Source organism: Mesorhizobium sp. B3-2-1, from assembly GCF_006439515.1.
Taxonomy (GTDB): Bacteria; Pseudomonadota; Alphaproteobacteria; order Rhizobiales; family Rhizobiaceae; genus Mesorhizobium.
Map to the genome: position 1 here is coordinate 109,436 of NZ_VFTI01000012.1, position 20,053 is coordinate 129,488.

Consider the following 20,053-nt stretch of genomic DNA (forward strand, 5'->3'; position numbering starts at 1 on the left):
TCGCCGCTCAGAGCGCGTCGGTGTCTGTTTCGCCGGTACGGATGCGCACCGCCTGGTCGATGCCGAAGACGAAGATCTTGCCGTCGCCGATCTGGCCGGTCTTGGCTGCGGCGGTGATGGCTTCGACGGCCTTGTCGACCATGTCCGCCGCGACCGCGACTTCGATCTTGATCTTCGGCAGGAAGGAGACCGCGTATTCCGCCCCGCGATAGATTTCCGTATGTCCCTTCTGACGCCCGTAGCCTTTGACTTCGGTGACGGTCAGGCCCTGGATGCCGACGGCGGTGAGCGCCTCGCGCACCTCGTCCAGCTTGAACGGCTTGATGATTGCCATCACGATTTTCATAAGGTTTCACCCTTTGCTGTTGCGGTCCCCCGCGTTTGCACACCTTCACCGATCCCAAAGAGCCCGGAGAGTGCCCCCAAGGATTCAAGCTCCGTGCCAAGTGCCGAAGCAGGGTGTTAACCTATTGTAAACAAAGGGAATGAAGCGACCAGCGCCGACAGGTGCCTGCGTCTGCGCCGCACCATGTGCTAAAAAAATAGGCATTTTTACGAAATTGCCTACTTTGCCGGCTTTGAGCATGACCACAAAATATGGAACCGGCTTTCGGAAGGAATCTTGCTCAAACAAGACTCGCGATGCTCAACGCTTGAGCCGGATGAGGCCTTCCTGTGCCATCGAGGCGATCAGCGTGCCGTCACGGGCATAGAGCGTGCCACGGCTGAAACCGCGCGATCCCGAACTCGAGGGACTGTCCTGCGCATAGAGCAGCCAGCCGTCGAGCGGATGCGGCCGGTGGAACCACATCGAATGGTCGAGGCTGGCGGCCTGGATGTCTGGATCGAACAGGCCGCGCCCATGCGCGAAGGTCGAGGTGTCGAGCAGCGTCATGTCGGAGAGATAGGCGAGCAGCACCGACTGCAGCGCGCGATCGTCGGGAACGGGGCCGGCAAGGCGGATCCAGACATTCTGCCGGGGCGGCAGCTTGTCGCGGCTCTCATAGTGCTGGAGATTGACGGGCCGCAGTTCCAGCGGCCGTTCGCGGGCCCAGAAGCGGCGCACCGCCTCCGGCACCCGGTCGGCCGTTTCGAGCAGCTCGCGCTGCGTCTTCAGCCCTTCCGGCGGCGGCACGTCGTCGGGGAGCGCGAACTGGTGCTCGAGCCCCTTCTCGTCGACCTGGAACGAAGCCTCCAGCGAAAAGATCGCCTGTCCGTGCTGGATCGCCAGCACACGCCGCGTGGTGAAGGAGCCGCCGTCTCGGATGCGGTCGACCTCGTAGATGATCGGCACCTTGATGTCGCCCGGGCGCATGAAATAGCCGTGCAGCGAATGCACGAAACGGTCCGGCTCCACCGTTCGCTGCGCAGCCACCAGCGCCTGGGCGATGGTCTGGCCGCCGAACACGCGCTGCCACTCCACCTGGGGGCTGCGACCACGATACAGATTGTGTTCCAGCCTCTCGAGGTCGAGAATGCGCAGAAGCTCGTCGATCGCCGCCGTCATGTTTTGTGACCTCGCCGCAAAATTGCTATGGCGGTTTCCGACAGGAACAACGAGCCGTCAAGGGCGCAGGCCCCGGTGGGCGCGCAAGGAGCCAAGACAATGGAACGCAAGGCGGACGCCAAGACAAGGGCCGGGCTCGATGTCCTCGTCGCCGGCGCCGGCTATGTCGGGCTGGCCGCCGCGGTCTCGCTGAAGCAGGCCCGCCCGGGCCTCACCGTGGCGCTGGTCGACGCGGCGCCCGCCGGTTCCTGGCAAAAGGATGGCCGCGCCTCGGCCATCGCCGCGGCCGCCTGCCGCATGCTCGACCAGCTCGGCGTCTGGGCCGAGATCGCGCCGCGGGCGCAGGCGATCACCGAGATGATCATCACCGATTCACGCAGCGCCGATCCGGTGCGCCCGATCTTCCTGACCTTCGGCGGCGAAGTGGCGCCGGGCGAACCCTTCGCGCACATGGTCGCCAACAGGGCGTTGAACGGCGCCCTGCGATCCAAGGCCGAAAAGCTCGGCATCGACATCATCGAAGGGGTGGCGGTGCAAGGTTTTGAGACCAATGGCGCCGGCATCACGGTGCATCTTGCCGACGGCGCCACGTTGGCGGCGCGGCTGCTGGTTGCCGCCGACGGTGTCAATTCGAAACTGCGCGACATGGCCGGCATCAAGACGGTCAAATGGGAATACGGCCAGTCCGGCATCGTCTGCACCGTGACGCATGAACGCCCGCACAATGGCCGCGCCGAAGAACATTTCCTTCCCCCCGGCCCCTTCGCCACGCTGCCGCTGAAACCCGACGAGGACGGTACCAACCGCTCGTCGATCGTCTGGGTCGAACGGGCGGAAGATGCGAAAAAGCTCGTGGAAGGCGACGATCTCGTCTTCGAACATGAACTCGAACAGCGTTTTGGCCTGAAGCTCGGCGAGATTCGCGTTGCCGACAAGCCGCGCGCCTGGCCGCTCGGCCTGACCATCGCGCGCGCCTTCGTCGCGCCACGCATCGCGCTTGCCGGCGATGCCGCTCATGGCATCCATCCGATCGCCGGCCAGGGCCTCAATCTCGGCTTCAAGGATGTGGCCGCACTTGCCGAGGTGATCGTCGAGGCCGACCGGCTCGGCCAGGACATCGGCGCGCTCGACGTGCTGGAGCGCTACCAGCAATGGCGCCGTTTCGACACGGTGCAGATGGGCATCACGACCGATGTGCTGAACCGGCTGTTTTCCAACGACATCACCCCGCTGCGCACCGTCCGCGACATCGGCCTCGGCCTCGTCGAACGCATGCCACGGCTGAAGGAGTTCTTCATCCGCCAGGCGTCGGGGCTTTCGGCCGGCACGCCGCGACTGCTGAAGGGCGAGGCGATCTGATCGCCCGTCGCGGATTAGTTGACCTCGAAGCCGAGCTTCTGGCGCAGTCGTAGCATGCGCTGATCCGCAATCTTCAGGCGCTGCTCTCCGCTCTGGGCCACCCGGTTCAGCATCTGCAGCAGATCGTCCCGTTCGTTCGGGTCGAGGCGTTCGCGCAAGAAGGGCGCCAACTTGTCGATGACGATGGTGGTGTCATCTATCTGCGAGGCAGCCCACTTGGCATAGACAACCGCCTCGTCGGTCTTCTTCTGGCCGTCCGCGATCTGCGAAATCACCTCCCGAATGACGGCCTCGCGCTGCGGCAGAACCGGGCCACCTTCCGAAACCATCGCGGTGATCAGCGTCGCGGCGGCCACCACCGGATCGTCGATCGCCGTCAGCGGCGACAGTGCGGCCTGCTTGCGCAGCTTCTTGCGCCTGATGTTGCCTTGCACGCGCCCGACGACGTCGGCGACCTCGCGCGCGGCGTCGTTCATGGCCTTCATCCGATACCACCACAACGCCGCCGCTCCGAGCACGCCAAGGACAGCAATCAGGAAAGGCATGTCCAGATCCCCCAAAGTCCTGGGCGACGATAGGAGAACTCGTGGCTCGCTTCAACACGCAAGAATTGAGCCCGGCAAACGGGGACGCTCGCTCGACCGCCCTCGGTTTCCAAGGGACCGCAACGCATGACAGGGAATTATGACCCCGGCACTTTGTAGATCGCGCGCACCTCGATGGTGCCGATTTCGGCCAGCGGAATCTCGCCGGCGATGTCCAGCGCCTCGTCGAGATCCTTCGCTTCGATCATGACGAAACCGAGCAACTGCTCCTTGGTTTCGGCGAACGGCCCGTCGGTGACAAGTCTCTTGCCCTTGCGCCGACGCACGCTCTTGGCTGTCTTTACCGATTGCAGCGCCTGCGCGATGATCAGCTTGCCTTGCTGATCCAATGACCTGTCATAGGCCAGCGAATCCGCGTCGAGCTTGGCGGCACCCTCGGAGGTCAGCGCGTAAAGATCTTTTTCCTCACCATAGACCAGGCAGACGTATTTCATTTCAAGCTCCCTTCCTGTGACAAACCATAGGATGCGGCGACAACCGTGTCAGCCTTGCCCGCGACCGCCGCCGCATGGTCGAGAAGGCATGCCGCGACCGCGATGATGGCAACCGCCGCCAGCAACCTGCCGAAGCCGGACGCCGGCGGGTCCAGCCAGAAGTCTTCCTGTCGCTCCAGCCTACGGCCCGGCCTCTTCCACAGCACGAAAAACAGATTGTCCATGTGAACCTCCATCCGACCACAAAACCCGTGGCCGCCCGCAGGACGGCCGGACCGGATGGAAGCCGACATTTTTGCAGGCTTATTTTTTCCCGGAAGAGAAAGAGGCCGTCATCGTGCGGTGGTCCAAACAGCGCAGTGGTCTTCGCGCCCACTCGCGCTATAGTTGGCCTGACGCTGGCTCACCCAGGACAAGTTCACGACAACCCAGGAGGACTCCATGGACCGCACCGCAAACGCCGTCTGGAAAGGCAATCTGAAAGAGGGCAAGGGCACGCTCGACACGCAGAGCGGAACCCTGAACGGTACGCCCTATTCGTTCAAGGCGCGCTTCGAGGACGAAAGCGGCAAATCCGGAACCAATCCGGAAGAACTGATCGCTGCTGCCCATGCCGGCTGCTACGCCATGCAGCTCTCGCATTTCCTGGCCGAGAACGGCACCCCCGCAGCCGAGCTCGACGCCAAGGCCGTTGTGACGCTGGTTCCCGGCACCGGCATCACCGGCAGCGCGATCACGCTGGTCGGCAAGGTGCCCGGCATCGATGCCGCGAAATTCAAGGAATTGGCCGAAAAGGCCAAGGCCGAATGCCCGGTCTCCCAGGCGCTCGGCGCGATCAAGGTTTCGCTCGACGCCAGGCTGGGCTGATGAGCTTGGCCTGAAATGACAAACGCCGGCCCCAAGGTCGGCGTTTCAGCATTGGAGATTGGCGAAAGCGGTCCCGACATCCAATCTCCCCCCTCGTGGTCCCTAGTGGGGAAGATGTCCGGCAGGACAGAGGGGGGCGCTGGCCCGCCGACGTCCCAGATTGGCGGCCTCAACCGCCCAGCGCATCAAGCCGGGCGCGTAGGGCCGCAACTTCCTGTTCCAACGCGTCCAACCGCGCTTCCAGGTCGGAGGCAGGCATAGCCGGCGCACTCCGTTGCGCCGATAGAGCTGCAACGTCCACAGGTCCAGAAAGCAGATGCACATAGCGGTCTTCGCGCTGGCCTGGCCCGCGCGGGATTTCCTGGACCAGCGGCGGCCGGCGACCGATCAGCATGTCGAGTTCTGCGCGCAGGTCTTCGATCGACGCAAACCGCGCCATGCGCTCAGCGCGCGCCAGCAGTTCATGCGCCGTCTGCGGTCCGCGCAGCAGGAGCAGGCCGAGCAGCGCGGTCTGCGGCGTGGTCAGCGAGAAGCGCTGCGCCATCTGATGCTCGTAGCGCTCCACCCGCGAGCCGAACATCTGCCGCACGAGTCCCTTCTGCTCGAGCAGCTTCAGGGCCCGGTGCACCTCCGTCTGCTCCAGCGCCATCACAGGCTCGCGCGCCGTCTTCTGGTTGGCCGCCGCAAGTGCCGCGTTGAGCGTCAGCGGATAGACGTCCGGCGTCAGTTCCTTCTTCTCGATCAGGCAGCCAAGCACGCGCGCTTCGATGGGGGAGAGGATGGGAAGGTCAGGGTCGGTCATTGGATAACTATTCGCTGTTTGTCGGCGCTGATGATTTTGACAGACATCAAAGCCTTGCGACAGGGCAGAACGTCATCGGGCGCCCGCGTTGGCATTAGCGCGCATCAGCCCTAGGCGCCACAGCCGTCCGCACTGGTTTCAGCTGCCAGAACGATCTGACGAGCACATCCTCGGCATAGATCGCATCATCGAACTGAGCCTGTCCAAGGACCTGGACCAGCATCGGCCGATCCCTGAGCAAAGAAACGCCAAAGGCAGCCTGGCCATTCGCCAGCGGCAGGCCTAATGCGTCCAGAATTGTGGGAAATATGTCGATCGTGCCCGAGAGCCCGGCATACGTTTTCGAGGGAACGCCATCGCCCGATACAGAGAAAAAGTTGCGTCGCTCGTATTTGTTCAGGATATCCGTCACCGCACTTGGCGCTGAAAGGTGGTCGCTTTGCAGCACCAGCACGGTGTCCTTCATCAGGCCCTCGGCCTCGGCCTCGTGAATGAAATCCGCGATGAGCATGTTCGTGCATTCACCGCATGGAGAATGTTGGGGGTTTGCGGAGGAAGCCCTGTCTTGCCGGTACATTTTTCGGTCAGATAGCCATCTATCGCATGCCCGCCACTGACGGCGATCGTCAACGAGAACGGTTCGCCATTCCGGCGCGCACGCCGCAAGACATCGAGACCCATATCCAGAACCTGGGCATCGTCGGCGCCGAAAGCGCTGCCTTTTCCGGGGACGGCAGCCACCACCTCTGATCCACCAAAAAGCGACGAGTAGCCATGGGTGGCATAGAATGATCCTTGACCGGTGAAGCTGAGCGGCCAACCGGATATGAAACTCTGCTGATAGCCCCGTGCCTTCAGAATGTCGCCCAGGCAAGTCAGGCCTGGCAGGAATTGCGAATTCTCCTCCAGATACTGGCGCGTCGTGAAGTACGTCATCAGCAACGGCGTTCCACAGTTCGCCGCCACCATCCCGGCCATGGAGTTATTGGTGTAGGCAAGCTGCACCATGTTGGTCGCCGAGAGGCCACGCTTGTCGAACTCGATCAGCGGGCCCATGACGTCGCCGAACTCCGCCTCATTCATGTAGGTGCGCTCGGCGCTTTCGATGAAGATGTGGACGAGATTCTTTGGCGTGGCGGCGGCGGACTCCGTTCCGGCGTCCGGCCTTGTCAACGGAGCGATATCGACGAACCGTGTGGACAGGAGGTCATGGAGCGGGTTGGGATGGATCGCTGCCGAGATCGGACGGGTCAGCATGGGGTTTGCCGCCAGAAAGAATGCCATCAAGGCGACGTCCAAACCTCTTGTCAGCGTGCCGCGCGCCTTCAGTGCGCCAAGGCCGAAGAGAACGACTGCGATGACCAGTATCGTGCTTCCGGTATTCATCAGATATTCAAGAACGACACCGGGCGTCAGGATGCCCGCATCGACATGCATGAGCATCGCGCCCCAATCAAAATAGCCGAAGACGCTTTCGAGATAGACATATGCGAGGAAAAGGAGGCACGGAAAGAGGGAGAAATAGACCTTGAACCACCTGCTTGCTGACTGATCCGCCTTTTTACTCTGGAAACGATCCAGCAAGAGCAGCGGGATCAGGACTCCCACGCCGAGAGCCGCGAGCAGCCCCTTCTCCTGAAAATAAATCAGCGACACAAGCCAAGTGAGCGATCCCACCGTCGCGGTGATGATCAATGGTCCAGATACCCAGTAACGACTCATGGTGAAGGCGCGCATCACTTTGCACTCGGTCGACGATCTCGAAAGTGGATATCGAAGATCGCTTAAAACTATACTAAGGCAATGCTGTGTGATTCCGGGTATAAACGACGCTTGCTTGCGCGATTGCTAATATGTCGCCAGAGGTGTCCTAGGTCTTGCCGAGCGACATGCTTGGAAACAACGATGGTGGCGTTCGGCGCGCGTCAGCATTTCAATCGCGGTCAGCGGCCCATGCAACAAGAGCTGGCAGAGCAAGGCGGATCCGTCCGCGACAATCACTGCACCATCTAATGCCCATGGCGCCGGTTGGCGGTGGCATGCGTCATGTTGAGTGTGAGCGATTCGGCGTTTCGATCAGGAAGCCAAGTCTTCGATCAGGGAAAGGACTGCCTTTGGGGGTTTACTATACCCTTCGCTCCACCATCATCTTCTTGATCTCGGCAGCCGTGTCGCCGAAGGCGCACAGAAGAGAAAAACGATCGCCGTCAGACGCGCCGCTCCACCATCATTTTCTTGATCTCGGCGATCGCCTTCGCGGGGTTCAGCCCCTTGGGACAGGTCTGCGCGCAGTTCATGATGGTGTGGCAGCGATAGAGCCGGAACGGGTCTTCCAGATTGTCGAGGCGTTCTCCCTTGGCCTCGTCGCGGCTGTCGATCAGCCAGCGATAGGCCTGCAGCAGCGTCGCCGGGCCGAGATAGCGGTCGCCGTTCCACCAGTAGCTCGGGCACGAGGTCGAGCAGCAGGCGCACAGGATGCATTCGTAGAGCCCGTCGAGCTTCTCGCGGTCCTCGTGGCTCTGCAGCCATTCCTTGGCCGGCGTTGGCGACACCGTCTTCAGCCATGGCTCGATCGAGGCATGCTGGGCGTAGAAATTGGTGAGGTCGGGCACCAGGTCCTTGATCACGGGCATATGCGGCAGCGGATAGACCTTGATCGCCCCTGAAACGTCGTCGCAGCCCTTGGTGCAGGCGAGCGTGTTCGAGCCGTCGATGTTCATGGCGCAGGAGCCGCAAATGCCTTCGCGGCAGGAGCGGCGCAAGGTCAGCGTCGGGTCGATCTTGTTCTTGATCCAGAGCAGCGCGTCGAGCACCATCGGCCCACAATCGTCCATGTCGACGAAATAGGTGTCCATGCGCGGGTTCTCGTCATCGTCCGGCGACCAGCGATAGATGCGATATTCGCGCAGATTGGTGGCATCCTCCGGCTTCGGCCAGGTCTTGCCCTGCTGGATCTTCGAGTTCTTGGGGAGGGTGAGTTCGACCATTACCTCAGGTCCTTTCGGATGACGAGCTTCAGCCCGGACCAGATTTCATTCACGGCGGCGACCTTGACGTCGACAAGGTCGAGCTTGAGCGCTTCAGCGCGGACAATGCCCTCGGTGACGTCGGTGGGCACTTTCGACGCCTTCTTCGGCCAGGAGACCCAGACCATGCCGTCGCGCTTGATCGCCGTCTCGAGTGCGCCAAGGCGATCCTCGATCTCGGCGCGCTGCCGGGTGAAGGCGTGAACGGCGTCGTATTTCAGGGTTGCGCCCGAAATGCCGGACCATTCGGCCAACCGGTCGACCTCGGCAAAATCAACGGCTTCGGTGAGGCTCTCGAGTTCCCTTGGCAGCGCGATGAAGGCGGCGATCATACCGTCCTTCAGGCCGAGCTTGGCCGGGAGGGGCGTATCGGAATATCCCGCCGCCGTCGCCATCGTCAGTACACCCTGGCCTTCGGCGCGATCTTTGCGAGACTGATGCCGCCGTCCTTTTCGGGCACCAGTGGCTCGGTGTGCACCGGCCGGTAGGTCAGCGTCACCGCGCCGTCCTCGCCGAGATGGGCGAGCGTGTGCTTGCGCCAGTTGGCGTCGTCGCGGGCGGAAAAATCTTCCCGCGCATGCGCGCCACGGCTCTCCTTGCGCGCCTCGGCGCCATGGACGGTGGTGATGGCGTTGGCCATCAGGTTTTCCAGCTCCAGCGTCTCGACCAGGTCCGAATTCCAGATCATCGAGCGGTCGAAGACTTTGACGTCCTTGAGCTCGGTCCAGATTTCAGAAATGCGCTTGCACCCGTTTTCGAGCGATTCCTGCGTACGGAACACCGCCGCGTCCTGCTGCATCGCCTTCTGCATCTTTTCGCGCAGAACCGCCGTCGGCGTCGAGCCGTTGGCGTGGCGCAGCCGGTCGAAGCGATCCATGATCTTGTCGACCGAAGCCTGGTTGGGCGACGGGATCGCCGCCTTGCGGTCGATGACCTGGCCGGCGCGGATCGCAGCGGCGCGGCCGAACACCACCAGATCGATCAGCGAGTTCGAACCCAGCCGATTGGCGCCGTGCACGGAAGCGCAGCCCGCCTCGCCGACCGCCATCAGGCCGGGCGAGACCCGGTCGGGATTATCGGCTGTCGGGTTGAGCACCTCGCCCCAGTAATTGGTCGGCACGCCGCCCATATTGTAGTGCACCGTCGGCAGCACCGGGATCGGCTCCTTGGTCAGATCGACGCCGGCGAAGATTTTTGCCGACTCCGAAATGCCCGGAAGCCTTTCGTGCAAGACCGCCGGATCGAGATGATCGAGGTGCAGGAAGATGTGGTCCTTGTTCTTGCCGACGCCGCGGCCCTCGCGGATTTCCAGCGTCATGCAGCGCGAGACCACGTCACGCGAGGCGAGGTCCTTGGCCGACGGCGCGTAGCGCTCCATGAAGCGCTCGCCCTCGGAGTTGACGAGGTAGCCGCCCTCGCCGCGCGCGCCCTCGGTGATCAGACAGCCGGCACCGTAAATGCCGGTCGGATGGAACTGCACGAACTCCATGTCCTGGAGCGGAAGCCCGGCCCGTGCGGCCATGCCGCCGCCGTCGCCGGTGCAGGTGTGCGCCGAGGTGGCGGAGAAATAGGCGCGACCATAACCGCCGGTCGCCAGCACCACCATCTTGGCCGAGAAGCGGTGTATGGTGCCGTCATCGAGATTCCACGCCACGACGCCGGCGCAGGTGCCGTCCGGCTCCATGATCAGGTCGAGCGCGAAATACTCGATGAAGAACTGCGCATTGTTCTTCAGCGACTGGCCGTAGAGCGTGTGCAGGATGGCGTGGCCGGTGCGGTCAGCCGCGGCGCAGGTGCGCTGCACGGGCGGGCCATCGCCATAGTTCATCATATGGCCGCCGAACGGCCGCTGGTAGATCTTGCCCTCTTCGGTGCGCGAGAACGGCACGCCGTAATGTTCGAGTTCGTAAACCGCCGCCGGCGCCTCGCGCACCATGTATTCCATGGCATCGACATCGCCCAGCCAGTCCGATCCCTTGACGGTGTCGTACATGTGCCACTGCCAGGAATCCGGACCCATATTGGAGAGCGAGGCGGCGATGCCGCCTTGCGCGGCGACCGTATGCGAGCGCGTCGGGAACACTTTGGTGATGCAGGCGGTGCGCAGCCCCTGTTCGGCCATGCCGAGAGTGGCGCGCAGGCCAGCGCCCCCGGCGCCGACGATGACCACGTCGAATTTGTGGTCGACAAAGGTGTAGCCTGCCGCATTGGCTGATTTCGTGTCCTGGGCCAAGACTTCAGCCTCCGAATGCCAGTTTCAGCAGGGCGAAGAGCGAAGCGACGCCGACCGCTATGGTGAAGAATGTGTTGAGGGCGATCAGCGCAAGCTTCATGCCTTCGCCATGCACATAGTCCTCGATGATCACCTGCATGCCGATCCGCATATGATAGAGCGGCGAGATGAGCACCAGGGCCATGACCAGCGCCACGAACGGGTTGGCGAGCGCCGCCCGCACCTGCGCATAGCCGGCGCCGTTGAGCGCGATCAGGAAGCCGGTGAAAAACAGGATCAGCGGGATGTTGGCGATCGCCGTCAACCGCTGGCGCCAGAAATGCCCGGTGCCTTCGCGGGCTGAGCCCAGGCCGCGCACCTTGGCCAGCGGGGTACGCATGTCGGTGTTTTTCGCACTCATCACAAAGCTCCCCGCGCCATGTAGCCGGCGATCCAGATCAAGAGCGTGAGCAGGACCGAGCCGGCAAGCGTCGCCCAGGCGATCCTCGAGGCCGTGTGTTTTTCAAGGCCGGCGCCGGTATCCCAGATCAGATGGCGGACACCACCCAGCATGTGATGCATCAGCGCCCAGGTGTAGCCGAACAGGATGAGTCGGCCGAGCCACGTGCCGAAAGCCCAGTTCACCCAGTCGAAAGCCGGCTGCGAGGATGCCGCCGCCATCAGCCAGACGAGGACCAGCAGCGTGCCGAAATAGAGCGCGCCCCCGGTGATGCGATGGATGATCGACATCGTCATGGTGATCGGCGGCCGGTAGACCGTCAGGTGCGGCGAAAGCGGCCGTTCGCGTCTGGCATGGGTGGCTGGTGATTTGCTCATGGCTGCCCCAGTTCGGCGTCTCCCGCCTCAGGTGGAAATGCGGCATTGCCGCTTCCGGTTGCGACTTCGGACAGCCGGTTTCTAATGCTCTTTTTGCACCGCGTCAAAGCCAGAAAACCGTTTCGAAAACGTAATTTAGTCTGACTAAAGCGCCGGATGCGGCTTCAATCGATTAGGGGCTGAACACCCGAAGCCGGCTCGATATCGCTGCGGTGCAGCATGTCTGGCCCAGGGTTCGGCCGAGTCGAGATTTGCCTCACCGCGTGCAGGTCTGCGGCGTCGACCCCCTCTTCATCACCAGCGCTTCGCGTCCGTCGATCACGATTGCGTCATGCGTGACCGCCTGGTAGCGGCTGCTCTGGTTGGCCGGCGACGCCGCGAACTCCTCGGTGGCGCCTTCCTGCCCGACCACCCGCAGCGACGCGCCGAGATTTTGGATGGTGATCATGCCGCCATTGCCACATCTATAGGTGGCCATGCCCGTGGTGAGGCGTGGCGCGGTGAGATCCGTGGTGATCTTGGTCGCCGGTGGCGCGGGCTGTTGCTGGGCGGAAGCGGCAGGCGCCACCACGGGTGTAACCGTGCTCGCGGCCTTGGGCGCGCCGTCTTCCGGTACACAGGCACCGGCCGCGAGAAGCAGCGGAATAGCGAACGACACCCGAACCGTTCGGCCAAACATCATGTGCTGCGCCCCCATGCCGCAGGCACGCTAGCCACGCGGCACGCCAAGATCAAGTTTACCCCGACCGGCCATGTCGACCGGTTGGGGACATCGGCGGCGAACCACAAAATTAACCATGTTCATTAAGAAACGGCCATCGAGCCGCCCCTCCCCTTAACAAAGGTTAAGAAAGGGTTAATTTCCGATTCGGATCGGATCGGGCGCGATCTCTCTCGCGCCGACGAAGGGAGAGCGACATGCGTTCTAAATCAGTACGGGCCAAATTAGTGCTGGCAAGCGTCGCGGTCACGCTGACAGCACTTGCCGTTGCGGTGGCCGCGCCGGCCGAGGCCGGCTTGCGCCATCACGACCGCGTTTACGCCGATTCGTTCGGCAATCTCGTCATCGACAGCGCCGCCGGCTACAAGCGCATCATCGTCGGCGAAGGCAAGCTGGCCAGGCAACTGTCCGACTACACCAGCGCCGGCCAGCCCAAGGTGATCTACCAGAACGAATCCGACGACATATCGGGCGACGGGGGTTGCTATCGCCCGCCTGTGTTCGTCAAGGGCCGCTCCTATATGTACGGCCTTTCCGACGGCGAGATGCCGGAGCTCAGCCCCTGCCGCTGATACGGGCCTGGCCGATTTTTACCAGGGCCAGCCCATCGGCTGGCCCGGTGGAGACACGAACGCAGTCGCGCCCGGCATTCTTTGCCAGGTAGAGCGCTTCATCCGCACGCCGCATCAGGTCGGGGAAACCCTCGCCCATGTGAAGCTCGGCAATGCCGAAACTCGACGTGCAGCGGCTATCGGCCGGCAACCCGTTGATGGGCAACGCGCCGAATGCGTGGCGGGTGCCTTCCGCGAACAGCCGGGCGGCCGCAAGATTGGCTCCTGTCAGGATAATGGCGAACTCTTCGCCACCGATGCGGCCAACAATGTGATGGCCCTCCGCCGCCTCTCGCAGCAGGCCGGCGAAGGCCTCTATCACCCGGTCGCCCGAGGCATGGCCGAAGCTGTCGTTGATCGTCTTGAAATGATCGAGATCGGCAATGACCATTGCCACCGGCACGCCCAGGCGCGTGGCGTCCTGCACGGCCAGCTCCGCGCGACGTGTGAAGCCGCCACGGTTGAGGAGCCCCGACAGCGTGTCCACCTCCGACTTCGAGATTACTTCAGCAAGCACGTCGCGGACCAGGATGGCCAGAATGAGCAGCGCCAGCGCCAGCCCGAAGACAGTGCCGAGCGACTGCGACACCAATGCGTAGCGGCTTTGCAGATAGGCCTGCGGATTGGCGCCCCAACCGCCGAGCGCATGCGCGATAAATGGTTTGGAGGCAAACTGCAGGCCGCTGGCCGCAAGCACCGCCATCAGGATCAGATCGAGCCGGCCACGGCTTTGCCTCGACGACCAGACGATGCCAAGGCCGACGAACTGCATCGCGGCGTAGGGAAGCTGGTAGGCCATCATGCGGGTGAGCGACTGGCGCGGGAGATCCTGCACGAAATAGACCGTGATGGTGGCGGCGGCCAGGAAGAACAGCATCGGCGTCCATGGCGGTGCCACGCCATATTTCTGGGCAAGCCCGCCATTGAAGGCAATGGTGGCGCCAAGGAAAACGGCGAAGGCGGCAACCACCGGAAGCCGCGCGTCGCTGAAGGCGGGAATGCTGAATTCGATGGCAAAGTATACCATGCCCAGGACGTAGCCTGATGCCAGCCAGCGCGCAGGCGCGCGGCCGGCATCATGGAACGAGACCGCCATGAAGCATGCCGCCAGCAGGCCGGCGACCGACAGGTTGATCAACAGGATGAAGTTGGCGCCGCTCATCGATCCTCAAACCCCCGCCGGCAGCTAAGCATCGACGGGCGAAAGAGACGTTAACGCCAGGCGCGGACGCGGCGATCAGCTGGCCCTGAGCGGCTCCGGCACGAACACCGTCTCCGGCCGCTCGTAGGAGAGGCGCACGCTGTCGCGGCCATTTTTCTTGGCCTTGTAAAGCGCCTCGTCGGCCCGGCGCATCAAGGGTTCCAGCGTCTCGTCACCACTGCGGGCCGCCACGCCGAAGCTGGCGGTGACCTTCGTGCCGGCGGGAAGCCCGTCGACGCCGCCCGCCGAATAGAGTGTGCGCACCGCTTCGGCGAACAGCCTGGCGGCGGCGAGATCGGTCAGTGGCAGGAGCACGGCAAACTCCTCGCCGCCGATGCGGCCCGCGGCACCCCGTGCTCCCGTGGCCGAGCGCAGCTTGGCGGCGAAGTCCGCGATCACCCGGTCACCGGCCGCGTGCCCGTACATATCGTTGAGGGCCTTGAAATGGTCGAGGTCGGCCAGCACCAGCGCCACCGGGAATTTGGCCATGGCGCAATGCTGCAGCAGCATGGCGGCGCGCTCCTCGAATCCTCGGCGGTTGAGCAGCCCCGAAAGCGGATCGGTATGGGTTTCCGTCTTCAGCGCCTTCATCACGTCGAGCGCGGCGGCGGTGAAGAGGCAAAGGGCGATCAGTAGCGACAGCAGCGCGTGCGACAACAGCGCGGTCGTCCAGTAGGACGAGTCGTAGAAGCCGTCATAGCTGGCGAAGGGTCCGTGCGCGATGACCACCACCAGGGTGCGCACGAAGAAATTGACGCTGGACAGCAGCGACAGCACGAACAGGATCTTTTCTGTCGGGCCATTGTTGCGCACCGGCCGCAGTTCGGCGGCGACGAGCAGGCTGACGCCACCGAAGCCGAAATTCATCGCCAGGATGCGCCAGGTGAGATCCGGCGTGACGAACAGAAACCACGCGAATGCCGCAAGGCCGCCGCCCGCCAGAACGGCGATCCCCACTGCGGGCACCTTCCTGCCATAGCGGGCGATGATGGCGCCGGACAGGCAGCAGCCGGCGATGGTGAAGCAGATGTTCGACACCAGCTTGGTCAGCGCCAGGCCGATGGGCAAGGTGAAATACTGGAACAGGAACCCGGGCGCCGAAAGGCAGTAGCTGAGCGCCAGCACCGCCAGATAGGGACGGTGGCGCTGATGGAACCACAGCACGAGGAACGCCGCGCCGAGCGCCAGCGCGATCGTCGGATTGAGCAGCGCTATCAACAGGCCAGTGTCCAAAGGACCGTGACTTCCCCTCGTTTGACGTCGGGGAAGACCATAGAGGGCAAGCCCAAACAAGCGGTTAAGCGAAGGCGCATATGCGGCGCCGTGAATGAAGAAAGGCCCGGACAGCGATGCTGTCCGGGCCCGGGATGCGCTCGGGATCGAGGCGGCCTACTTCCAGTCGCGGATGTCGACGAAGTGGCCGGCGATCGCCGCCGCCGCCGCCATCGCCGGCGACACCAGATGGGTGCGGCCCTTGAAGCCCTGCCGGCCCTCGAAATTGCGGTTCGAGGTCGAGGCGCAGCGCTCATGCGGCTTCAGCCGGTCGTCGTTCATGGCCAGGCACATCGAGCAGCCCGGCTCGCGCCAGTCGAAACCGGCGGCGAGGAAGATCTTGTCCAGCCCCTCGGCTTCCGCCTGCTCCTTGACCAGGCCGGAGCCCGGTACGATCATGGCATCGACATGCGGGCTGACCGTCTTGCCTTCGACCACCTTGGCGACGGCGCGCAGATCCTCGATGCGGCCATTGGTGCAGGAGCCGATGAAGACGCGGTCGAGCGTGATGTCGGTGATCTTCGTCCCGGGCGTCAGGCCCATATAGTCGAGCGCGCGCAGCTTGGAGCTGCGCTTGTTCTCGTCGGTGATGTCTTCCGGGTTCGGCACGATGCCCTGCACGGAGACGACATCCTCGGGCGAGGAGCCCCAGGAGACGATCGGCGGCAGTTTCGCCGCGTCGAGCACGATCACCTTATCGAAATGCGCGCCTTCGTCGGTCCGCAGCGTCTTCCAGTATTCGAGCGCCGCGTCCCAGGCAGCGCCCTTGGGCGCGCGCGGCTTGTCCTTGACATAGGCGAAGGTGGTCTCGTCCGCCGCGATCAGGCCGGCGCGCGCACCGCCCTCGATCGACATGTTGCAGATCGTCATGCGACCTTCCATCGACAGCGCACGGATCGCCTCGCCGGCATATTCGATGACATAGCCGGTGCCGCCGGCGGTGCCGATCTCGCCGATGATGGCGAGGATGATATCCTTGGCGGTGACGCCTTCGGGCAGCACGCCATCGACGCGCACCAGCATGTTCTTGGCCTTGCGCTGGATCAGCGTCTGCGTCGCCAGCACATGCTCGACCTCGGACGTGCCGATGCCGTGCGCCAGCGCGCCGAAAGCGCCATGGGTGGAGGTGTGGCTGTCACCACAGACGATGGTCATGCCGGGCAGCGTAAAGCCCTGCTCGGGTCCGATGATGTGGACGATGCCCTGGCGGATATCGTTCTCGGAATAATACTCGACGCCGAAATCCCTGGCGTTCTTGGCCAGCGCCTCGACCTGGATGCGGCTTTCCTCGTTCTTGATGCCGAACTTGCGCTCGGGCGAGGTCGAGACATTGTGATCGACCACGGCCAGCGTCTTTTCCGGGTGACGGACTTTCCGGCCGCTCATGCGCAGGCCCTCGAAGGCCTGCGGGCTGGTCACCTCATGGACGAGGTGGCGGTCGATATAGAGCAGGCAGGTGCCGTCGTCCTGGCGGTCGACGACATGGTCGTCGAAAATCTTGTCGTAGAGGGTGCGCGGTGCGCTCATGTGCGTAAATCCGTCGATATGAGAATGGGAAAGAGCTGATGCCGCAAGCCCGCGGCCGGCCGTCAGGGATCAGCGAAGTCGGCTGGTCAGGGCGCCGGACACACGCGCGGAAAAGCGCGACGGCAGGCGTTTTCTGTCCTGCAGCACGAATCCCTTGTAAGCAGGATCGCCAAAAAGCTCTTCCATGGCCGGGTAGATAGCAATGTTTTGGCTTTTCGGCAATTGGTGAGAGGAGCGGCGCTTTTTCCTTCTCCCCTTGTGGGAGAAGGTGGCCTCGCGAAGCGAGGTCGGATGAGGGGTGTTCCAGCTTGGCACCGACGGCACTCCGTCACGCACCCCTCAACCGTCTCGGCGCTGCGCGCCGATCCACCTTCTCCCACAAGGGGAGAAGGAAAGAAGGCGCCGCTCAGATCACCTCGAACACAAATGTCCTCACCAGCGCGTCCGGCTCGGCAATCGCATAGCAGCGAAACCACGGGCTTGCCTCCACCGCCCGCCACTTTCCTGCCTGCTCCAATTCGTCGAAAACCGCCTGAAAGCCACCACTCTCGAAAACCTGGTCGCGCACGGTGAAGATGGCGTGGCCGCCCTTTTTCGTGATGCGCACCAGTTCGTGCAGGCTAGACGCCGGCGCGTGGCTGATGGTGAATACACCGGTGGAGAAGAAGGCGCGGAAATGGCCGTCCGGCCATGGCAGCGGCCGGCCCAACATCGCCTGCTTCAGTTCGCTGTAGGCATTTCGGCTGCCGGCGATCTCGAGCATGTCGTTCGAGAGATCCAGCCCGGCAATGTCGGCGTAGCCCAACGCCTTCAGCGACGGTCCGGACAGGCCGGTGCCGCAGCCGGCGTCGAGCAGCGGTCCTTCGCCTACAGGCACGTGGCGCGTCACCCAGGCGGTGATCAGGAACGGCAGCAAATAGCCGAGCGAGGCGGTCTCGCTGTCATAGGTCTCGGCCCATGCGGCATAGGCCTGTGCCAGGGTTTCGGGCGTATCGGCCGTGTAGACCGAATCCAGCGCCGCATTGGCCTTGTCGATGTTCATGGGCATGCTCCTCCTCCGGTACGCCGCCCGAGCCTAACGCTGTCCTGGCTGAAAAACTATTCCTCGTGCTGGCGGCGCAAACGCCGCTCCAGCGCCCTGAGCGACAGCGACAGGCCGACGGTGAGGATGAGATAAATATAGGCCGTTATCGAATAGGTCTCGAAAAAGCGGAATGAGCCGGCCGCATACACCTTGCCCATCTGCGTGATGTCGGCGACGCCGAGCACCGAGACCAGCGAGGAATCCTTGACCAGGGCGACGAAATCATTGCCGAGCGGCGGCAGGATGGTGCGGATCGCCTGCGGGAACACGACCAGCCGGAAGCGCTGCGCGCGGCTCAGCCCCAAAGCCTTCGCCGCCTCGATCTGGCCTTTCTCGACCGACTGGATGCCGGCCCGGAAAACCTCCGAGATGAAGGCCGAATAGCCGATGGTCAGCGCCATGATGGCGCGCCACAGCAACGACATGTCGCGCACCAGCAGCTCGCCGAGAATGCCGGCGCTTTGCAGCGGGGCGGTCAGCGCGTTCCAGGCCGCGACGAAGGCCGGCGCGCCGGCAAACGCTATCCAGAACAACAGCACCAGGATCGGCACGCCACGGATGATCTCGACATAGAAGCGAGCGATCTGCCGCAGCCAGGTCGAGCCCGACAGGCCCATGAGTGCAATGCCGAGGCCGATGATCGACGCCAGGGCGAAGGCGACCACGGTGACGAAGACGGTGATGCCGATGCCCTTGGCGACAGTGGCGAAGACCTGGGCGTAGAGGTCGCTGGTGGCGATGAAGAGCGCGGCCGCCAGCGCAAGGACGCCGGCAACGGCGAGCCACCAGGGGAATTCGGGTTTGGAGATGGAGGGCGGCGCCATCAAGCGGCGTAAGAACTGAGAGAGGGACGCGCCAAGGCACCCCCCTCTGTCCTGCCGGACATCTCCCCCGCAAGGGGGGAGATTGGATGTCGTCTTGGCTTTCGCCAATTCTCAACGTTGCAGAACTTGCGGCGAGCTTGAAGCTGCTGATCTCCCCCTTTGCGGGGGAGATGCCCAGCAGGGCAGAGGGGGCTGCCTAGGCGCAGACTCAGCGCGACTCCCTGCCCCTCAGACGACGCCTTCAACAAGATTGGCTCACTGCCCCATCTTGTAATCAAGAAACCATTTCTTGTTCAGCGCATCCAGCGTCCCATCCGCCTTGAGCGCGGCGATCGCGGCATTGACCGGTTTCACCAGATCGGACCCCTTGGGGAAGATGAAGCCGAAATCCTCGGTGCCGAGCGGGCCGCCGATCAGCTTCAGCTTGCCCTCCGAAGCGTCGACATAGCCCTTGCCCGCGGTGCCGTCGGTCAGCACGACATCGACGTCGCCGGATTTCAGCGCCTGAACCGTGGCGCCGAACGTCTCGAACAGTTTGATCCGCGGGTTCTGTTCATTGCCGTCGAGCACGCTGTAGACGGCGGTGTAGAACGGCGTGGTGCCGGCCTGTGCGCCGATCAGTCCGTCCTTGAAGGCGCCGAAGGTCTTGGCGTCGGTGAAGCGGCTTTCGTCGCCGCGCACCAGCATGAACTGTTCCGAGCGCATGTAGGGGTCGGAGAAGTCGACCTTCTCCTTGCGGTCGTCCTTGATGGTGATGCCGGTCATGCCGATATTGTACTGGTTGTCGGAAACCGCCTGGATCATCGCATCCCAGGAGGTGTTCTGGTACTCGACCTTGAAATTCAGCCGCTTGGCGATCTCGTTCATCGCGTCATATTCCCAGCCGATCTGTTTGCCGGTCTTGGCATCGATGAACTGCAGCGGCGGGTAGGCGTTTTCGGTCACCACCACGACCTTCTTGCCGGCGAGATCGGGCAGCGCCTGCGCGAAGGCGGCAACGGGCGCCAGGACCAGAGCCAACAGGCCGGCCAGCAGCAATTTCGATTTGGTCATGACACACTCCCCGAAAATTGAAAGCGCCCGGATATCGACCGGGCTTACAGGAAAATCCGGCGCCGACTTTAGCTTTCCGCAAGCGCCATGCAAGCCGGTCCGCTGCATGGG

General features: G+C 63.3%; 24 protein-coding genes. 3 read left to right on the forward strand and 21 right to left on the reverse strand.

Annotated features, from left to right (window positions below):
* Window positions 1–7 precede the first annotated feature (7 nt).
* Both FJW08_RS14780 and tesB read right to left on the reverse strand, forming a co-directional pair.
* Window positions 8–346, reverse strand: a complete 339-nt coding sequence (locus FJW08_RS14780; protein WP_127280023.1) for a P-II family nitrogen regulator — start codon at window positions 344–346, stop codon at window positions 8–10.
* Window positions 347–646: 300 nt separating this feature from the next.
* On the reverse strand, window positions 647–1,507 hold the full coding sequence (gene tesB, locus FJW08_RS14785) for an acyl-CoA thioesterase II (protein WP_140811189.1): 861 nt from the start codon (window positions 1,505–1,507) through the stop codon (window positions 647–649).
* 99 nt (window positions 1,508–1,606) lie between these two features.
* Between tesB and FJW08_RS14790 the strand changes: the two genes are divergently transcribed.
* On the forward strand, window positions 1,607–2,866 hold the full coding sequence (locus FJW08_RS14790; RefSeq protein ID WP_140811191.1) for a ubiquinone biosynthesis hydroxylase: 1,260 nt from the start codon (window positions 1,607–1,609) through the stop codon (window positions 2,864–2,866).
* Between the two features lie 14 nt (window positions 2,867–2,880).
* Here FJW08_RS14790 and FJW08_RS14795 read toward each other — a convergent pair whose 3' ends face one another.
* From FJW08_RS14795 to FJW08_RS14805, 3 genes are all read right to left on the reverse strand, one after another.
* Window positions 2,881–3,411 (reverse strand): hypothetical protein, encoded by a 531-nt coding sequence (locus FJW08_RS14795; protein WP_140811193.1) that lies wholly within the window; start codon window positions 3,409–3,411, stop codon window positions 2,881–2,883.
* Between the two features lie 137 nt (window positions 3,412–3,548).
* The gene (locus FJW08_RS14800; protein ID WP_140811195.1) at window positions 3,549–3,905 is read right to left on the reverse strand and encodes a YciI family protein; all 357 of its coding nucleotides are present in this window, start codon (window positions 3,903–3,905) and stop codon (window positions 3,549–3,551) included.
* On the reverse strand, window positions 3,902–4,129 hold the full coding sequence (locus FJW08_RS14805) for a hypothetical protein (RefSeq protein WP_140763277.1): 228 nt from the start codon (window positions 4,127–4,129) through the stop codon (window positions 3,902–3,904). The genes FJW08_RS14800 and FJW08_RS14805 overlap by 4 nt, the downstream gene beginning before the upstream one ends.
* A 217-nt stretch (window positions 4,130–4,346) precedes the next feature.
* On the opposite strand from FJW08_RS14805, the gene FJW08_RS14810 reads away from it, so the two are divergent.
* The gene (locus FJW08_RS14810) at window positions 4,347–4,772 is read left to right on the forward strand and encodes an OsmC family protein (RefSeq protein ID WP_140763274.1); all 426 of its coding nucleotides are present in this window, start codon (window positions 4,347–4,349) and stop codon (window positions 4,770–4,772) included.
* A 169-nt stretch (window positions 4,773–4,941) separates the two neighbouring features.
* On the opposite strand, the gene FJW08_RS14815 is transcribed toward FJW08_RS14810, so the two are convergent.
* From FJW08_RS14815 to FJW08_RS14850, 9 genes are all read right to left on the reverse strand, one after another.
* Window positions 4,942–5,574, reverse strand: a complete 633-nt coding sequence (locus tag FJW08_RS14815) for a DUF480 domain-containing protein (RefSeq protein ID WP_140811197.1) — start codon at window positions 5,572–5,574, stop codon at window positions 4,942–4,944.
* Window positions 5,575–5,668: 94 nt separating this feature from the next.
* Window positions 5,669–6,085, reverse strand: coding sequence for a sulfatase-like hydrolase/transferase (locus FJW08_RS33255; RefSeq protein ID WP_281408441.1), 417 nt, complete (start codon window positions 6,083–6,085; stop codon window positions 5,669–5,671).
* Complete coding sequence (locus FJW08_RS33260) at window positions 6,040–7,311, reverse strand: sulfatase-like hydrolase/transferase (protein WP_281408442.1); 1,272 nt, start codon at window positions 7,309–7,311, stop codon at window positions 6,040–6,042. The genes FJW08_RS33255 and FJW08_RS33260 overlap by 46 nt, the downstream gene beginning before the upstream one ends.
* Window positions 7,312–7,781: 470 nt before the next feature.
* Window positions 7,782–8,561 (reverse strand): succinate dehydrogenase iron-sulfur subunit, encoded by a 780-nt coding sequence (locus FJW08_RS14825; protein WP_140811199.1) that lies wholly within the window; start codon window positions 8,559–8,561, stop codon window positions 7,782–7,784.
* A complete protein-coding gene (locus FJW08_RS14830) occupies window positions 8,561–8,995 on the reverse strand; it encodes a DUF3052 family protein (RefSeq protein WP_140811201.1) in 435 nt (144 codons plus the stop codon). Before FJW08_RS14830 ends, FJW08_RS14825 begins: the two co-directional genes overlap by 1 nt.
* A 2-nt stretch (window positions 8,996–8,997) precedes the next feature.
* Window positions 8,998–10,833, reverse strand: a complete 1,836-nt coding sequence (gene sdhA, locus FJW08_RS14835; RefSeq protein ID WP_140811203.1) for a succinate dehydrogenase flavoprotein subunit — start codon at window positions 10,831–10,833, stop codon at window positions 8,998–9,000.
* Window positions 10,834–10,837: 4 nt separating this feature from the next.
* Window positions 10,838–11,233 (reverse strand): succinate dehydrogenase, hydrophobic membrane anchor protein, encoded by a 396-nt coding sequence (sdhD, locus tag FJW08_RS14840; RefSeq protein ID WP_027145531.1) that lies wholly within the window; start codon window positions 11,231–11,233, stop codon window positions 10,838–10,840.
* Window positions 11,233–11,649, reverse strand: coding sequence for a succinate dehydrogenase, cytochrome b556 subunit (gene sdhC, locus FJW08_RS14845; protein ID WP_140811205.1), 417 nt, complete (start codon window positions 11,647–11,649; stop codon window positions 11,233–11,235). Before sdhC ends, sdhD begins: the two co-directional genes overlap by 1 nt.
* A gap of 256 nt (window positions 11,650–11,905) precedes the next feature.
* Window positions 11,906–12,331 (reverse strand): hypothetical protein, encoded by a 426-nt coding sequence (locus tag FJW08_RS14850; RefSeq protein ID WP_181182923.1) that lies wholly within the window; start codon window positions 12,329–12,331, stop codon window positions 11,906–11,908.
* Window positions 12,332–12,567: 236 nt separating this feature from the next.
* On the opposite strand from FJW08_RS14850, the gene FJW08_RS14855 reads away from it, so the two are divergent.
* On the forward strand, window positions 12,568–12,942 hold the full coding sequence (locus FJW08_RS14855; RefSeq protein WP_140763250.1) for a hypothetical protein: 375 nt from the start codon (window positions 12,568–12,570) through the stop codon (window positions 12,940–12,942).
* Here the strand turns inward: FJW08_RS14855 and FJW08_RS14860 are convergent.
* The 7 genes from FJW08_RS14860 to FJW08_RS14890 all read right to left on the reverse strand — a co-directional run bounded on the left by FJW08_RS14860 (window position 12,926) and on the right by FJW08_RS14890 (window position 19,942).
* A complete protein-coding gene (locus tag FJW08_RS14860; RefSeq protein ID WP_140811207.1) occupies window positions 12,926–14,143 on the reverse strand; it encodes a GGDEF domain-containing protein in 1,218 nt (405 codons plus the stop codon). The genes FJW08_RS14855 and FJW08_RS14860 overlap by 17 nt on opposite strands.
* Before the next feature lie 75 nt (window positions 14,144–14,218).
* Complete coding sequence (locus tag FJW08_RS14865) at window positions 14,219–15,415, reverse strand: GGDEF domain-containing protein (RefSeq protein ID WP_140811209.1); 1,197 nt, start codon at window positions 15,413–15,415, stop codon at window positions 14,219–14,221.
* A 156-nt stretch (window positions 15,416–15,571) separates the two neighbouring features.
* Window positions 15,572–16,981 carry a 3-isopropylmalate dehydratase large subunit gene (gene leuC, locus FJW08_RS14870; protein ID WP_140763244.1) on the reverse strand — a complete coding sequence of 470 codons (1,410 nt, stop codon included), beginning with the start codon at window positions 16,979–16,981 and terminating at the stop codon, window positions 15,572–15,574.
* 69 nt (window positions 16,982–17,050) lie between these two features.
* Entirely contained in the window at window positions 17,051–17,296 is a 246-nt protein-coding gene (locus FJW08_RS32375; protein WP_181182929.1) for a hypothetical protein, read from the reverse strand.
* Window positions 17,297–17,387: 91 nt separating this feature from the next.
* Complete coding sequence (locus FJW08_RS14880) at window positions 17,388–18,023, reverse strand: class I SAM-dependent methyltransferase (protein WP_140811211.1); 636 nt, start codon at window positions 18,021–18,023, stop codon at window positions 17,388–17,390.
* A gap of 56 nt (window positions 18,024–18,079) precedes the next feature.
* Window positions 18,080–18,889, reverse strand: a complete 810-nt coding sequence (locus tag FJW08_RS14885; RefSeq protein WP_140811213.1) for an amino acid ABC transporter permease — start codon at window positions 18,887–18,889, stop codon at window positions 18,080–18,082.
* A gap of 255 nt (window positions 18,890–19,144) precedes the next feature.
* Entirely contained in the window at window positions 19,145–19,942 is a 798-nt protein-coding gene (locus tag FJW08_RS14890) for a transporter substrate-binding domain-containing protein (protein ID WP_140811215.1), read from the reverse strand.
* Window positions 19,943–20,053: the final 111 nt, after the last annotated feature.